General features: G+C 49.2%; 15 protein-coding genes. 8 read left to right on the plus strand and 7 right to left on the minus strand.

Features of this window, described 5'->3' with window-relative positions:
• Nucleotides 1-247 precede the first annotated feature (247 nt).
• The gene (locus QCH34_RS00385) at nt 248-439 is read left to right on the plus strand and encodes a hypothetical protein (protein WP_300328196.1); all 192 of its coding nucleotides are present in this window, start codon (nt 248-250) and stop codon (nt 437-439) included.
• A 124-nt stretch (nt 440-563) separates the two neighbouring features.
• Here the strand turns inward: QCH34_RS00385 and QCH34_RS00390 are convergent, their stop codons facing one another.
• The 4 genes from QCH34_RS00390 to QCH34_RS00400 form a co-directional block, all read right to left on the minus strand.
• A complete protein-coding gene (locus QCH34_RS00390) occupies nt 564-1,499 on the minus strand; it encodes an SDR family oxidoreductase (protein ID WP_300328199.1) in 936 nt (311 codons plus the stop codon).
• Nucleotides 1,500-1,568: 69 nt separating this feature from the next.
• Nucleotides 1,569-2,285, minus strand: a complete 717-nt coding sequence (locus QCH34_RS00395) for a metal-dependent hydrolase (protein WP_300328202.1) — start codon at nt 2,283-2,285, stop codon at nt 1,569-1,571.
• A 696-nt stretch (nt 2,286-2,981) separates the two neighbouring features.
• The gene (locus QCH34_RS13275; RefSeq protein ID WP_366898134.1) at nt 2,982-3,152 is read right to left on the minus strand and encodes a type II toxin-antitoxin system HicA family toxin; all 171 of its coding nucleotides are present in this window, start codon (nt 3,150-3,152) and stop codon (nt 2,982-2,984) included.
• Complete coding sequence (locus tag QCH34_RS00400) at nt 3,130-3,354, minus strand: type II toxin-antitoxin system HicB family antitoxin (protein ID WP_300328205.1); 225 nt, start codon at nt 3,352-3,354, stop codon at nt 3,130-3,132. The genes QCH34_RS13275 and QCH34_RS00400 overlap by 23 nt, the downstream gene beginning before the upstream one ends.
• A 647-nt stretch (nt 3,355-4,001) precedes the next feature.
• Between QCH34_RS00400 and QCH34_RS00405 the strand changes: the two genes are divergently transcribed.
• From QCH34_RS00405 to QCH34_RS00420, 4 genes are all read left to right on the plus strand, one after another.
• On the plus strand, nt 4,002-4,196 hold the full coding sequence (locus QCH34_RS00405) for a hypothetical protein (protein ID WP_300328208.1): 195 nt from the start codon (nt 4,002-4,004) through the stop codon (nt 4,194-4,196).
• Nucleotides 4,197-4,266: 70 nt separating this feature from the next.
• Nucleotides 4,267-4,734: a GyrI-like domain-containing protein gene (locus QCH34_RS00410; protein WP_300328211.1), complete on the plus strand. Its 468-nt coding sequence runs from the start codon at nt 4,267-4,269 to the stop codon at nt 4,732-4,734.
• A gap of 92 nt (nt 4,735-4,826) precedes the next feature.
• Entirely contained in the window at nt 4,827-7,523 is a 2,697-nt protein-coding gene (locus QCH34_RS00415) for a PAS domain S-box protein (RefSeq protein ID WP_300328217.1), read from the plus strand.
• A gap of 93 nt (nt 7,524-7,616) precedes the next feature.
• Nucleotides 7,617-9,536 (plus strand): beta-propeller domain-containing protein, encoded by a 1,920-nt coding sequence (locus QCH34_RS00420; protein WP_300328222.1) that lies wholly within the window; start codon nt 7,617-7,619, stop codon nt 9,534-9,536.
• A 662-nt stretch (nt 9,537-10,198) separates the two neighbouring features.
• Here the strand turns inward: QCH34_RS00420 and QCH34_RS00425 are convergent.
• Complete coding sequence (locus tag QCH34_RS00425; protein ID WP_300328227.1) at nt 10,199-10,384, minus strand: hypothetical protein; 186 nt, start codon at nt 10,382-10,384, stop codon at nt 10,199-10,201.
• Nucleotides 10,385-10,417: 33 nt separating this feature from the next.
• Here QCH34_RS00425 and QCH34_RS00430 point away from each other — a divergent pair, with 33 nt between their 5' ends.
• From QCH34_RS00430 to QCH34_RS00440, 3 genes are all read left to right on the plus strand, one after another.
• Nucleotides 10,418-10,999, plus strand: coding sequence for a nucleotidyltransferase domain-containing protein (locus QCH34_RS00430; RefSeq protein ID WP_300328233.1), 582 nt, complete (start codon nt 10,418-10,420; stop codon nt 10,997-10,999).
• Nucleotides 11,000-11,027: 28 nt separating this feature from the next.
• Nucleotides 11,028-11,450, plus strand: coding sequence for a HEPN domain-containing protein (locus tag QCH34_RS00435; protein ID WP_300328245.1), 423 nt, complete (start codon nt 11,028-11,030; stop codon nt 11,448-11,450).
• A gap of 530 nt (nt 11,451-11,980) precedes the next feature.
• Nucleotides 11,981-12,448, plus strand: coding sequence for a nucleoside deaminase (locus QCH34_RS00440; RefSeq protein ID WP_300328236.1), 468 nt, complete (start codon nt 11,981-11,983; stop codon nt 12,446-12,448).
• On the opposite strand, the gene QCH34_RS00445 is transcribed toward QCH34_RS00440, so the two are convergent.
• Both QCH34_RS00445 and QCH34_RS00450 read right to left on the minus strand, forming a co-directional pair.
• The gene (locus QCH34_RS00445; protein WP_300328239.1) at nt 12,442-13,518 is read right to left on the minus strand and encodes an MFS transporter; all 1,077 of its coding nucleotides are present in this window, start codon (nt 13,516-13,518) and stop codon (nt 12,442-12,444) included. The genes QCH34_RS00440 and QCH34_RS00445 overlap by 7 nt on opposite strands.
• Nucleotides 13,519-15,113: beta-CASP ribonuclease aCPSF1 (locus QCH34_RS00450; RefSeq protein WP_300328242.1), on the minus strand; the 1,595-nt coding region annotated here is incomplete at its 5' end. It abuts the gene before it with no gap.

Here is a 15,113-nt window from a genome sequence, read left to right on the forward strand (position 1 = left end):
CACGTTGATCATGCTGATGTGAATGCGGCATTCAATATCGCACTCCGTCAAAAAAGCATGATTGATCATGTACAGAAAGAGATGTACACGATGGGAGCACTGATACCCCACGACGCAATGCTTGAAGAATGCCTAAGCAACGTCAGAACCCCACGACTTTAGTCGTGGGAGTATGTCAGATGAGAATCTCGAGGTTTCCAGGAGCTGCCGTGATCTGCAATATCAAACTCTTGAAAAACAGGACCAGATGCTCGAAATCAGTACAGCATCACTTCAGAATGGAAAAGAGATCCGAAATGAGGTACGAGAGTTCCGAAAAGATGCAAAATCATATCTCGATGATGAATTCAGGGAGATCAGAAAGAAGCTGACATCCATCGAAGATGCACTTGCACGGGCTGGAATTCAGGTATCATACCCGATTAGGTATAATACCTGATTAGACATAATGCCCGATGCGTTCTCCAGCTCATTCCCGATAATAATTGTTCATTCTCTCTTTCTTTATAAAAATCCCAATTCTCCCTTTGCTCATCGAAATCCAGGATATCCGCTTCTTCCCCCTAAATCTTTGCCTGCTCCACAAACCATTTGACCGTCTCTTTGAGCCCCTCTTCCAGTGTAAAGCCGGGATCATACCCAAATGCCGCTTTGGCTCGTGAGATATCGGCAAGCGAGTCCCGGATATCACCCTCCCGCAGCGGCTCATAGATCGGCTCTGCGTGGGTGCCGATGATCTCCATTAACATCTCCGCGAGTTCGTTTAAGCTGATCCTCCTTCCGCAGGCGATATTATAGACGCCGGTCGCCTCGCTCTCCATCGCCTTTACATTCGCCTGGATGACATCTTTGATGAAGGTGAAGTCCCGGGTCTGGCCGCCGTCACCATAGATGATCGGCGGTTTTCCACCGAGCAGCCGGGTGATGAACTTCGGGATCACCGCCGCGTACTCGGATGCCGGATCCTGCCGGGGTCCGAAGACATTGAAGTACCTGAGGAAAACCGTCTGGATTCCATAGAGCTCATAAAAGACCTTCCCATAGTACTCGTCTGCGAGCTTGGAGACGGCATAGGGGGAGAGTGGGTTTGGGATCATCCCCTCCTCTTTTGGCAGCGTCGGGGTATCGCCGTACACCGAGGAGGAAGATGCGGTGACCATTTTCCGAACACCATTCTCCTTTGCCGCCTGAAGCAGCACCAGGGTGCCGGTGACATTCGCCTCATTCGTCGTCAGGGGATCCTTCACCGAGCGGGGGACAGAGGGGATCGCCGCCTGGTGGAAGATGCCGTCAATTTCGCGGGTGATCTCCTTCATCAGCCCAAAATCGGTGATGCTCCCCTCAACGAACGTGACGTTTTTGTGCTCGCGGAGATCGGCCACATTCGCGGATCTGCCGGTTGCGAAATTATCGATGATGGTGATGTCATGATCCTCAGCCAGATGATCTGCCAGATTCGAACCGATGAACCCGGCACCGCCGGTGATGAGATAGCGCATAGAGATTCATTGGATTCCGGGTGTGAATAAACCATTCGAAAACGATCCCAGGGATCGCCATTGCCCGGTTCAATTGTATTCTGCTTGTGAAAGATGCCTTATTGGAATGCAAACGAACACCAGGCCGCACCAGATGAATGCGAGGCTGACGATCAGGGGGTCGCCGCCGTTGACAAGCGGCAAGAGATGGCTGCTCTCAATCCGGGTGATATTGAATACCAGAAGAAGGCCGAGACCGAACATGACAATCCCGACAAAACTCATACAATGCAATTTTATCCGCGAGAGAGTCCTGAAATAACTCTCCTTTCGTCCGGTGAGATCGGCAAGCATCAGGAGAGCTCCAGGTATGAGGATGCAGGCGGCAATCCACTCCTGTGGAGCGGCAAGTGAGTTCCAGAAGGAATGGATAAAAAAATCCGGAAGCATCTTTGCTGGAAAAGGTCCGTATAGAGGATAATACCAGGTTATGGGTATCTCCCACATAGAATCAAGTGCCTGATGAAGGAGCACCCCGATGCTAAGACCAAAAAGGAGTATAGATCCCCTGTATTTCCATAGGAGAAAACCAAAAATGAGTAAAATTGCGAAAAATATAAGCGAATGCCCGATAATTCTCCCATACCCGATAGTCGCGGCAAAGAGGATGTGCCCAAGCGGCTTATCGATCAGATCGGGGAGGATGCTCCCGACTGCAACCGGAAGAAACCAGCGGCGCGATCGAAGAACCTCTGAGAGAAAGAGGCCGGTTGCCACACCCACCAGCAGATGAAAGAAGAAGAACATCCAATCCAGATCTTTTATCTCTCAATGTAATAAACCTGGCATAGTGTTGCTAATTTTGAGATCCAGAGGGGATGGGCGGTCAACTCCGGGGGGACAAGGGGTCAATCCCTGAGATCAGCTCGCGGTTTTCGCATTCAGTCACTAGCGTTTACAGGCAGCTTTCATCTCGTATTCGCATCTGTTGTCCTGTGACACTCTTCCCGCAGGCAAACCCCCCTGCCCCCTTCACCTGAAGGGGGGGAATGAGGATAGCATGGGGGTCCGGATAAATCGCGGGGAGCGCCGTTAGGTGGTTCGGGTGAGGGTAAGCCCATGGAGGCGTTGTGCAGGAGATGGTATGCCAGCGATTGCAGGCTGGCGGTGTTTCCCCTCTCAAATGGGGGCGGCAGAGCGCGTCAAACTTTAATGGAGAGCAGCTTTTCAGCCGATATGTTGCTCAGGAGAATAATTGAGATTACATGAGAGATTCCGGATAGGGAGGCAGATAAGAAGAACCCTGTACTATCGTTGAAAGTCTCCAATCGTATTGCGGATGATGATATCCTTGATAAATCATGGTAAGAATGAAGAGAGTGACGAAGATTGTATTCTAAAGTAAAGTTTGAAATGATGACGAAGAGTATAATTAAAGAAATAAATTAATAATTTCGCGTTTTGTCATATTGTTATGGGTTGCAATATCATGTAAGATAGCATTTAAAATACGCTTTTGCTGTTCTTTCCGAAATGGAATAATAATGATATGTTCTCCCTGGTCAGTTTTTTTACCATTTTAATGTGGCTTCCCCGTTGCTGGACAACAGAATAACCAAGTTTTGTAAGGACTCTGATGATATCAGTGCTGCTAACAACCGGAAGATGAGGCAATGTGATGCACCTGATGTGTAGTCCGGGTCTCTATTGTGATCTCTTCTCCAGGTTTTATTTCATCTTCAAAATATAAAAATACGGCTTCTTCAATGTTTTTGAGCAGCTCTTCGAATGTTTTCCCATCGGTAAAAATACTCAATCCGATTGCGTTGGCTGACCAGTATCCATCTTCACAGATAGTTTCAAATAGCACCATCATGATGCATTCTCCATTCTCTTATTGTCAATATGGAATGTCAATGCTAAATAACTGTTGAAGAAAGTGCTCCACCCGGCATGGGTAATCATTGCAATCCCCCCTATCCACCTTCTCCTGAAGGGGGAGTGAGGATAGTATGGGGGTCCGGATAAATCGCAGGAAGCGCCGGTACGTGGTTCGGGTGAGGGTAAGCTCACAGAAGTGCGGTGTAAGAGATGGTACGGCAGCGATTGCAGGTGGGTGGTGTTCCTCTTCTCAAATGGGAGCGGCAGGGCGCGTCAAAAATTGATTTTTGCATCGGATGGAGACCCGGTACAACAGCATAAGCGCGGGAGCGCTTCCATCCTCTCGGCGGGGTGGTGAGCCCCGCCTGGTGGCCGCCAGGCCGCCTACTCCGAGAACCGGAGGGGATGGGCGGTGCCCCCCCGGAGGGGCGAGGGGTCAGGACTAATGCTGTAACAAATTGCTACACCAACAACACACCGCTTACGATCAACTCCTGACTATCAACTCCCCTTGATCATCAACAGTGATCCCTGAGGTGACGGCATCACATTTCACTGATACCAATCTCAGCCTGATCGTCGACCAGGTTGATACAAACATCCTCTATGATTCTGATCCGGAACAGATCGGACTATCAATTGATGAATCAGATCTATTCCGCATCCCCCACCCTGCATACCATGGTCGGGAAGAAGAGGGTGAACCCGACCGGAACAGAAACGTACGAATTCGTCAATCCGGTATCTGGCGAGATTGTGAAGAAAGAGATCGTCTGGACAACAGTTGTTCTTCACCATACCGAATGGAGGGTCTCGGTCTTCTGGTTGATCCAGTGAATCTCTTCTTTCAAGGATTTTCTTCACATACAAGATTCATTTTTTATCCTACTGATACAGATAATCATCCATGCGATCTATACTGACCGTTGATGCCCCCACCCAGAAGGTGATTGGGATCAGGCGAACAGGACGTTATGAAGAGATTGGATCGATGATTATGGAGCTTGCATCATTCATCGAAGAACACAAAATCACTGTCATCGGTCCTCCCGCATTCATCTGCCATGAAGAGAGCCTGAATGCTGTGCAGTCGGCAGCAGAAGCCGGAAGTGCAGATATTGAAGTTGCCTTTCCAATTGAAGGGGAAGGGAGGGGAAGCGGCGATATCCGTATCTATGAGCTCCCCGGCGGACAGATGGTTCGGATCATCCATATGGGACCATACCGTGAGTTGCCGGATACCTATCAGGAACTCTTCAGGTGGCTTGGAGATAATCATCTCGTCATAACCGGGCCAATCCGGGAAGTCTATATCAATGATCCAAAGACCACTGAAGAGGATCTTCTGGTGACCTGGATCTATGCCCCAATCTGATTTTTGTAATTAACGGCATAATCCTGTTGTACCGGATGATTCAATCTGTCTCCTTCCACAAGCCTTATACCCAATCAATTCAATCATCATCCATGAAACCGCCCGGTTCTGTCATTCATCCAATCAGAGTCCTCTATGTTGATGACGAGCCGGCACTCCTTCAGATCTGTAAGATCTATCTAGAGAAGAAAGAGCATTTTGAGGTTTTTCTCTCTAAGAATCCAACAGATGCCATTGCTCTCTTATCAAAACAATCATTTGATGCAATCATCTCAGATTACCAGATGCCGGGTATGGATGGTCTCCAGTTTCTCAAATATCTCCGTGAGCAGGGAGATGAGACACCGTTTGTCATCTTCACCGGAAAAGGCAGGGAAGAGGTGGTCATTGAGGCTCTGAACTCCGGGGCAGATTTCTATCTCCAGAAAGGCGGCGATCCAAAGGCACAGTTTACCGAACTTTCACAGAAAATCAAGTACGCTGTTGCACGTAAGAGAAGCGAGTCGGCACTCCGGGAGAGCGAGGATCGGTACCGGAATGTCATTGAGGATATGGATGAGCTGATCTGCCGGTTCCATCATGATGGAAGGATCATCTTCGTCAATGATGCCTATTCCCGCCATTTCGGGTTATCCCAGGATGATCTTATCGGGAGCAGTTTCAAACCCGGGATACATCCTGATGATCAGGAAAAGGTCTCATCCCTCTTCTCAGCCCTTACGCAGGATCACCCCTCAGGTATGATTGAGCAGCGGGTGATCATGCCGGACGGGCGGATTGTCTGGCAGAGATGGAGCACCCGGGCGATCTTCGATAAAGATGGAGTTATCACAGAATACCAGTCAGTTGGTCGTGATATTACCGAACTGATGGAACGGGATAATAAACTCAAGAGAGCCAATGATGAACTCCTTGCGACAAACGAAGAGCTCACCGCTATCGAAGAGGAATTGCGGCATCAATATGATGATATACGTGCCGCCCAGAAAGAGGTTCGGTTATCTGAGGCACGGTACCGTGCCATCTTTGAGTACACAAGTGCTGCATCAATCATCATTGAGGAAGATACGACGATATCCCTCGCCAATACCGCATTTATAGATTTAGCCTGTTCTACAAAGGAAGAGGTAGTCGGGCGGAGCTGGACCGAATTTGTCAGCCCGGATGATCGGAAGAGGATGCTTCAGTATCACGAGCAAAGGAGAGATGCAACAGTATCTCCTCCCAGAAGCTACGACTTTACTTTTATTGATAAAAACGGAGGTGCCCACTCCACCCATATAACGGTTGGAATGATTTCAGGCACACGCCAGTCTGTTGCATCCTTCTATGATATCTCTGACCGTGTCGAGATGGAAGAGGCGATCAGGAAGAGTGAGGAGCAGTACCGGATGATTGCCGAGAACATCACGGAGACGATAACAGTTCTTGATCTATCGATGAATTTTACCTATGTGAGTCCTTCTATCACGGCTTTACGCGGATATACGGTTGAAGAGGTGATGCACCAGTCGTTAGCAGACATATTGACTCCGGAATCCTTAAGAACCGCTCTTGAACAGCTTGATGAAGAGAGTCGGCTTGAAGCAGAGGGTTCCGCTGACCCGGCCAGAGTTGTTATCCTGAACCTGGAGGAGTACCGAAAAGACGGATCAACAATCTGGGTCAGCAATATCATGAAGTTCCTCAGAGATGAAGATGGGAGACCCAGGTCAATACTCATCCTCTCGCGTGATATCACCAATCAAAGAGCCGCAGAACAAGCCCTGAAGGAGAATGAGCTCTTCAACAGAACACTGATAGAACATCTTCCGGACTATATCCTCCTCTATGGAACAGATGGCAGAATCCTCTATATCAATCCTTTAGCAGCTGATGCATTAGGGTATATTGTAGATGAAATGATTGGAACCGATGTCCTCAGCTATGTGGCAGAAGAATATCGTGACAGTATTCATAACAAGATAGCCCTTCGACTGCAAAAACAGCATATTCCACCATATGAGATCGATATCATCTCAAAGACAGGTGATCGGTATTCCGTCCTGATTAAAGGTGCAATCATCAGGTATCACAATAAAGAAGCAGTCCTGCTTGTCCTTACTGATATTACCGAGCGGAAAGCAGCGGAGATCGCGCTTCATAACGCCAATAAAAAACTACAATTACTCTCCGGCATTACCCGGCATGATATCCAGAATACGCTAACCGTTTTGCAGGGATACCTTTCCCTGGTAATTGATCATAATGACGATTCAGATCTCATTAATTACCTGAATGAGATAGAATGTGCCGCAGATGCTATCGAGGAGCAGATTGCGTTTACAAGCCAGTATGATGCCTGTGGAGCAAACATCCGCTGGCAGAAGATCTCAAAATCTATTACGGATCTTCCGACTGGTACCATCACCATCCAGAACGATTGTACCGAGCTCTCTATTCTGGCGGATCCTATCCTCCAGAAAGTCTTTTCCAACCTGTTGGACAATACCATCCGGCACGGTCAGAAAACAACCCGGGTACATCTTTTTTGTGAAATAAAAGATGATGAATGCAGAATTATCTGGGAGGATGATGGAATAGGCATACCATCTGATCAGAAAGAGATGATATTTAAGCGGGGTGTTGGGAAGCATACCGGTTTTGGTCTATTCCTCAGCCGTGAGATCCTCCTTATCTCAGGGATAACGATTCATGAAACAGGCACATATGGGGAAGGGGCGCGATTTGAGTTGCATATTCCAAAGGGTATGTGGCGGGTCGATTCAAATAATACCCGTTTTACGTAACCCTTTGGTGTTATCCTTTAACTTCGAAAAAATCCGCAGTTTACAGAAGCTATTTCCAGAACCCCGCTCTTCTTACAGTAAAGGAGTGATATTATGCAGAACCGCTATCTCATCGCAACCCTTCTTCTCGGCATCCTTGTCATAGGAGCAATCATTGGATTTGCCCTGCTGAACCCGCAGGTGCATTCACCGGAAGGAGGGCCGGTGAAGTTTGCTAACGAACAGGAGGTACAGAAGTACCTGGTACAGTCAGAGGCCTCCGGCTATTCGTCCCGGTGGATGAATACGGCAAAATCCGAAGATATGGCCGCTATGCCCCCTGCTGCCCAGGCAGGAATGCCGATCCCGATGCCAACCTCAGCCGGTGGGGCGGTGGAGTATTCGACGACGAATATCCAGGTGCAGGGGGTGGATGAAGCTGATTTTGTTAAAAATGACCAGAAATACATCTATCTCATAACCGGCGGCAGGTTCGTTATTGTCGATACCTTCCCGCCTGAGAATGCAAAGATAATCTCCAACATCAGTCTCTCCGGCAGTCCGCGTGAGATGTACCTGTCCGGTTCAACGGTTGTGGTCTTCTCAGACGAAACGATCGAAGAGTTCCAGCAGGTTGAAGGCAGTGCCGCCCCCGTGCCGGTCAGGCGGCAGGTAACAAAGGCTGAGATCTATGATGTCACAGACCGCTCAAAGCCCTCACTCATCAGGACAATCACCGCATCAGGAACATATGCCTCATCAAGGATGACTGATGGGATCGTGTACCTCATCACTCAGGAGTACCCGCAGAGGAGGGGATCAGATATCCCGATGCCTTTGGTGACAGATGGGAGCAGCACCTATACGCCAGATATCTGGCGGTTTGACGATCTCGAAGGGCCATTCATCTTCCAGACGATCACTGCCTTTGCACCCACGCGATCATCATCCCTGTCAACAGAGAGTTATCTTGTCGGCTATTCATCGACCTTCTATGCAACTCCCTCACATCTCTATGTCGCCTACACACACTATGGCGATCGCTACCGTTCCGGCTGGATGGAACCTGCTGACCCGGCAGGTCCCTCAACGATCATCCACCGGTTTGATCTGAACCGGGGAAACCCTGTATGGAGACAGAGTATGATCGCACAGGGAACACTCCTCAACCAGTTCTCACTTGATGACTACCAGGGTCATCTCCGTGTTGCCACAACTGTTGAGGAATATGGATCAAATGGCTTCCAGACTTCTTCAAGCATAACAATCTTCGATCGATCTGGAACTATCACCGGTGAGATCACTGGGATTGCGCCGACCGAGCGTATATTTGCTGCCCGTTTTATCGGGGAAAGATGCTATCTTGTCACATTCCGCCAGATCGATCCTTTCTTTGTGATCGATCTTGCCGACCCGAAGAACCCGAAGATCCTCGGTGAACTGAAGATCCCCGGTTATTCGGATTATCTCCATCCCTTTGATACGAATCATATAATTGGAATTGGAAAAGATACCGGGGAGACAGCATGGGGAGGCTTCACCACTACAGGCGTAAAAGCGGCCCTCTTTGATGTGTCAGATGTCGCAAATCCGGCACTGAAAGATTCGATCACCATCGGCGGTTCAGGGAGCGACTCCGAGATCCTCCGGGATCACAAGGCATTCTACTTCAATCCAAAGACCAGCGTGATGGTGCTCCCGGTCACGATTGCTCAGGGGTATGGTTCCGGCTATGTCTGGCAGGGATCCTATGTCTACGAAATAACACCTGAAGATGGTTTCACACTTAGGGGCATCGTCCCGCAGTACAGGGGAGATGAACCGCCGGTGCAGGATCGCTGGCCGACAGCAGTCAAACGATCTCTCACCATCGGTGATATGCTGGCTACCATATCAGAGAACACAATCGTCCTCGTTGACATACGTGAGCCATCAAATCGGTATGGATCGATTGACCTTCCAATGACAACCAGTGGATATGGATACTGGAACGAACCAATATGGCGGGATATGCCAGTCCCGCTCCCCGTTTAATTTTTGGGGAAAAGGAGGGTATTTATCCTCGTTTTGATACAAGCTAACTCAGCTGTGCTACCAATATTCTATCCCCTCTTTTTATCACGTTATTCTATCCAGAAGAAAGACCCCTCGCCCCTCCGGGGGGGCACTGCCATCCCCCTCCGGTTCCCGGGTGGGCAACCTGGCGGTCACCGAGCGGGGCTGAACCGCCCCGCCAGTGAGGATGGGAGCGCTTCCGCGCTTATGCTGTTGTACTGGGTCTCCATCAGATACAGAGGAAAACTGGAGACACCTGATCTCAGTCCATCTATGCAGAAAATCAATGGTTGACGCGCCCTGCCGCTCCCTTTCGAAAAATAAAACGCCTCCAGCCTGCAATCGCGTCTGTACTATCTCTTACACTGCACCTCCATGGGCTTATCCTCGCCCGATACCAGGCACGGGTGCTCATTCGCGATTGCTCAGACCCCCATGCTATCCTTACTCCCCCTTCAGGTGAAGGGGGGCAGGGGGGTTTGCCGGATTGGTAAGGAGTGTCACAGTACAGCAGGTATCTCTCTGAGATGCACCTGCATGTAAGCGCTTGTCGAAAAAGGCTGACTCAGGCGTGATAACCCAGTCGTTCTAACCCGGCATTTCGCCTTGAAATGACCCCTCGCCCCTCCGGGGGGCACCGCCTACCCCCTCCGGTTCTCGGAGTAGGCGGCCTTTTCGGCCACCGAGCGGGGCTGAACCGCCCCGCCAGTGAGGATATTGGCGCTTCCGCGCTTATGAGGGTGTATTGGATCTCTGTACCTGCAATGGCTGGTGGAAGCTGCCCGGTAGAGATGCCGGGAAGAAGTACCTTTGTCGTCTCTCTCCATAATCATTATATAATTGGAACGTAAATATTCCATGTGGAACAAAATATTACCATTCAGATAACAAAACATCTTATCCGATCAGATTCGTATCCACGGAATCTGGCAAAACAGATTAATACCAGTCATACGACTGTTCTGAGAAAGCTCCGGGAGCTTTTAGAATCCAATGTCGTCGATTACAGAATTGAAGGGAAAAATACGGTATACTTTCTGAAGAAGACAGTTGAAGCACGTGTCTACATCTATATGGCTGAGCACTATCGCCTTATAGAGCTTATCGAACAAAATCCAGGGTTGCGCCCGGTTATCAGGACTATTCAGGACCATCCGGATATATTATTGGCGATATTGTTTGGGAGTTATGCAAAGGGAACTGTGAACAGACAGAGCGATATCGATCTCTATATTGAGACAAAGGGTGAGATAAACAATTCAGCTAACAAGACGGCAAATGACAGGGAATTAACACGTAACCTTGAGCGGCAGCACACAAAACTTAGTATCAAGACAGGGTCATTTGATCCGGACAACCTCCTGATCCAGGAGATCATCCAGGATCATATTATTCTCAAAGGAGTGGAACGATATTACGAAAAAACAGGATTTTTTAAGTAAACTCTTTCGTGAAGAGAAAATCCGGATCATTGAACCGAATTCAAGGGTTGCAGAGGCGTATAAAAAGAAATCAGAAAGTTTTCTTATTTCATCCAGAATACTTCTGGAGAACGAGCGACTCGAAGAGACTGTCTCGATGGCATACTATAGTATGTATTACATGATGCTTGCGCTTCTTTTCAAAACAGGTATCCAATGCGAAAATCATACAGGAGCAATGCTTCTTCTTCATCGATTATACAGGATTGATAGTACAAGGGTCGCTGCTGCAAAAAAAGACAGAGTCGATAAACAATATTATATAGATTTTGATATCACTGCTGCTGAAGTTTCCAACTCTGTTGAAGAAGCCGAGATATTCAATGCAGAACTTCTTGATTATATTGAGCGGCTTCATGAAGGTGATATCAGACGCCTCAGAGAGAAGGCAAGAGAAATTCTTGAGAGTTAGTGTGCCGCACCTTGACCTGACCCGGCCCCTCGCTCCTCCGGGGGGGCACCGCCTACCCCCTCCGGTTCCCGGGTGGGCGGTCTCTCGGCCACCAAGCGGGGCTCGCCACCCCGCCAGTGAGGATGGGAGCGCTCCCGCGCTTATGCTGTTGTACTGGATCTCTGTCCATACATACAGAAAATCAATTTTGCCGCGCCCTGCCGCTCCCATTTGATAAGGAGAACACCGCCCGCCTGCAATCGCGTCTATACTATCTCTTACACTGCACCTCCATGGGCTTATCCTCGCCCGATACCAGGCACCGGTGCTCATTCGCGATTGCTCAGACCCCCATGTTATCCTTATTCCCCCTTCAGGTGAAGGGGGGCAGGGGGGTTTGCCGGATTGGTGAGGAGTGTCACAGTACAGCAGGTATCTCTCTGAGATGCACCTGCTTGTAAGCGCTAAAAACATAACAGAATAGCAATATTTCTCCCTCTTCCAAACCACAATCGTGAACCTCTTATCTCACTGATTCCAAAGGGTACAGAATGAACCCGGACTGTATGTGTGAAGCGATCCGTCAGGCGCGAATCGGTATTGCCAAAGGACAGACCCCCTTCGGTGCATGCATCGAATGTAATGGCGATATCATCGCTTCTGCACACAACCAGGTCTTTTCTGACACAGACAGCACTGCCCATGCAGAAATTGTCGCGATCAGGAAGGCAGAAATTCGTCTAAAGAGCATCGAACTTGAAGGTTGCACCATGTATGCAACAACCGAGCCATGCCCGATGTGTTTTGCCGCATGCCACTGGGCAAAGATCTCCCGTGTTGTCTATGGGACATCTATTACAGATGTACAGGCCCTTGGGTTTTCAGAGATGACCATACCAAATACCATTCTGCAGGAAATTGGGGGCAGCACCATGGAGATCATCGGCGGTTTCCTCGTTGAAGAGAACCTCTCGCTTCTCCGGGACTGGGCAGCTATCCCTGACAGAAAGATCTATTGACGTGCTTTAAGCCTGCATTGGCATCGCCCGATGGTAAGGACAACGGTGACTGCGAAGACTGCAGGAACAATAAATGCCAGGAAGAAGGATGAGAATTCAGCGATAAAACCGGTTACAAATGGAAGCAGAAACAGCCCGCCATAGGTTGCAGTATTATAGAGCCCCATCATAGCCCCCTGCGGTGCGCCGGTCTCTGCAAGGAATGCCATCTGGGAGATAATAACAACCCCGGCAAATGCGCCGAGCAGTGGGAATCCGAATGGTGTCAGTAAACAGATGATGACAGATCCGGCGATACCAATGGCTGCGATTCTGATTGTTATAACCGGCTCAAGGCGTATATGTGAGACGACAAGAACCGAGATCATTGTTGCAAGATTCATACTGGCAATATAAATGCCGGTTAAAAGGGGATCATGTCCGCCAAATTCAGGATAGAGGGCGGTTGCTGCCCCGGTTGTACCCAGGACAACGATTGCTGAGTACCAAAGCCATTTGTACTGGCTCAGGTAACGGGGCAGCTCTGTTGGCAGAGAGATCCTTTTTTCTGCTGACTGTTTCATGAAAAGTGAGAGGAGAAATGCAACTCCTGAGATAATAGTGAAGAATAAAAGTCCTGATCGCGGATCGTTGATCTGTGACACAATCCAGCCGGTGCCGGCAAGCCCGGCAAGAAGCCCGGCATTTAATGCTCCCATAAAGAAACCCGAAAGACGGGTATGATCAGAATCAGCATTCAGAAGCGACATTGCCGATGCAATCAGGAGGCCCGCCCCCACTCCCTCAACAACCCGGGCAAGAATTAGTATGAGTGGAGAAATTGTTGTCAGGAGCACAATTCCGGAGATTACGGTTATAGCAAGCCCGGTTCTGATCAGGAGCACAGAGCCAATCCGATCGCTTGCAAGCCCTGCTGGAAAGACGGTGACAAGCGCGCCAAAAAAATAGGCTGAAAAGATGATCCCCTGGAGGGCTGCCCCCTCCCCAAAAGCTGGAAGTACTGGCACAATGGCATTTGAGAGTGCCATTACCGCAAATACTCCAAGAATTGGGGGGATGTGGTTTTTCATCTATACCATTCGATAGGTCTCAAGGTTCATAGGCGAATAGGTCTGGATATGGAACTTCTTGTAGATAGAACTTGCGAGATCGAGTGTTTTACTCTCCTCCCCATGGATACAGAATATCTTCTCTGGTTTTGGATGCATCTTGCCGACGAAGCTCATCAGCTGTCTCCGATCCGAGTGTCCTGAGAATCCTTCAACAGTGGTGACTTCGAGATTGATGGTTATTGATCCCTTCGTACCGATTGGTATCTCACGCCAGCCTTTCTGTATACGCCGCCCAAGTGTCCCATCTGCCTGGTATCCGACAAAGACAAGGGTGTTGCGTTCATCTGCAGCGAGGTTGTTGAGATATTCTATAACCGGGCCGCCATTCATCATTCCGGATGTCGTAATGATGACAGAAGGATCTCCATTGATCACTGTCTCACGCTTATCAGAAGAATCCACCTGTTCGAAACATTCAGAAAGGAACGGGTTCAATCCCTCGCGGAAGATCTGGTTCCTGAGATCCGAATTTAAGTATTCGGGATAGGTGGTGTGGATGGCTGTTGCCTCTTTGATCATACCATCAAGGAAGATCTTGATAGCCGGAAGTTCGCCTTTTCTGATTCCTTCCTCAAGCGCCAGCATCACTTCCTGTGAACGTCCAACCGCAAATGCAGGTATGATCACCTTTCCCCCACGTTCGATAGTCCTTTTGATCACATCGTACAGCTTCATCTCTGCATCCCTTCGTGCAGGAGTCATATCATGGGATGCACCATAGGTACTCTCCATGAAGATCGCCTCAAGGCGTGGGAAGCTGGCTGTTGCCGGGTTGAAGAGACGGCTTTTGCTGTAATTGAAATCGCCTGTAAAGGCAATATTGTAAAGCCCGTCGCCTACATGGAAATGTGCGATCGCCGATCCGAGAATATGTCCTGCGTTATGGAATGTGAGCTTGATATCCGGGGCAATATCGGTGACTGATCCATAGTTCAAGGTGATAGAATTCTTGACATACTGCTTCACTTCATTGGATGAATATGGAGCGGGACGATCTTCTTTTCTGATCACCTCAAGGTAGTCAAGCTGGAGCATTGAGGAGAGATCCCTTGTTGGCGGCGTCGAATAGACAGGACCAGAAAAGCCGTATCTGAAGAGGAACGGGATCAGTGCGCAATGGTCAAGATGTGCATGTGTGAGGACGACGGCATCAAGATTTGCCAGGGGTTGAATCTCAGGAACACCGAGGAACGGTGTAGCGCCATTTGTTGCACCGGGCTTCTCTCCGCAGTCGATGAGTATCCGGCTTTCAGGTGTTGATAGCAGAAATGCAGCCCGCCCGACTTCGCGGCAGCAACCAAGGGTGGTAACCCGGACCCATTGATCTTTGGCGATGATATCCCGGTGAATCCTCCTCCCACTCATGCGGAGGAACTCTTTCCTCTCATCACGATTTGCCCGGAGATACTGCCGAATTTGTTTTACCGTGGAACTCTCGATCGGGGGTGTCCTGACAACCTTTGGCGACCATCCGATACTCTTTGTAATATCCCGTAAGGTCGATCCATTCTTCCCGATGACAACACCGGGCTTTTCTGCCTCGATAAGCACCT

The sequence above is a fragment of the Methanocalculus sp. genome, assembly GCF_029762515.1.
In the GTDB taxonomy this organism is placed as follows: Archaea; Halobacteriota; Methanomicrobia; order Methanomicrobiales; family Methanocorpusculaceae; genus Methanocalculus.

Coding starts and splice junctions, on each gene's coding strand:
- QCH34_RS00385 (WP_300328196.1), top strand. CDS start 248: ATGCTCGAAATCAGTACAGCATCACTTCAGAATGGAAAAGAGATCCGA.
- QCH34_RS00390 (WP_300328199.1), bottom strand. CDS start 1,499: ATGCGCTATCTCATCACCGGCGGTGCCGGGTTCATCGGTTCGAATCTG.
- QCH34_RS00395 (WP_300328202.1), bottom strand. CDS start 2,285: ATGTTCTTCTTCTTTCATCTGCTGGTGGGTGTGGCAACCGGCCTCTTT.
- QCH34_RS00400 (WP_300328205.1), bottom strand. CDS start 3,354: ATGATGGTGCTATTTGAAACTATCTGTGAAGATGGATACTGGTCAGCC.
- QCH34_RS00405 (WP_300328208.1), top strand. CDS start 4,002: ATGAATCAGATCTATTCCGCATCCCCCACCCTGCATACCATGGTCGGG.
- QCH34_RS00410 (WP_300328211.1), top strand. CDS start 4,267: ATGCGATCTATACTGACCGTTGATGCCCCCACCCAGAAGGTGATTGGG.
- QCH34_RS00415 (WP_300328217.1), top strand. CDS start 4,827: ATGAAACCGCCCGGTTCTGTCATTCATCCAATCAGAGTCCTCTATGTT.
- QCH34_RS00420 (WP_300328222.1), top strand. CDS start 7,617: ATGCAGAACCGCTATCTCATCGCAACCCTTCTTCTCGGCATCCTTGTC.
- QCH34_RS00425 (WP_300328227.1), bottom strand. CDS start 10,384: ATGGAGAGAGACGACAAAGGTACTTCTTCCCGGCATCTCTACCGGGCA.
- QCH34_RS00440 (WP_300328236.1), top strand. CDS start 11,981: ATGAACCCGGACTGTATGTGTGAAGCGATCCGTCAGGCGCGAATCGGT.
- QCH34_RS00445 (WP_300328239.1), bottom strand. CDS start 13,518: ATGAAAAACCACATCCCCCCAATTCTTGGAGTATTTGCGGTAATGGCA.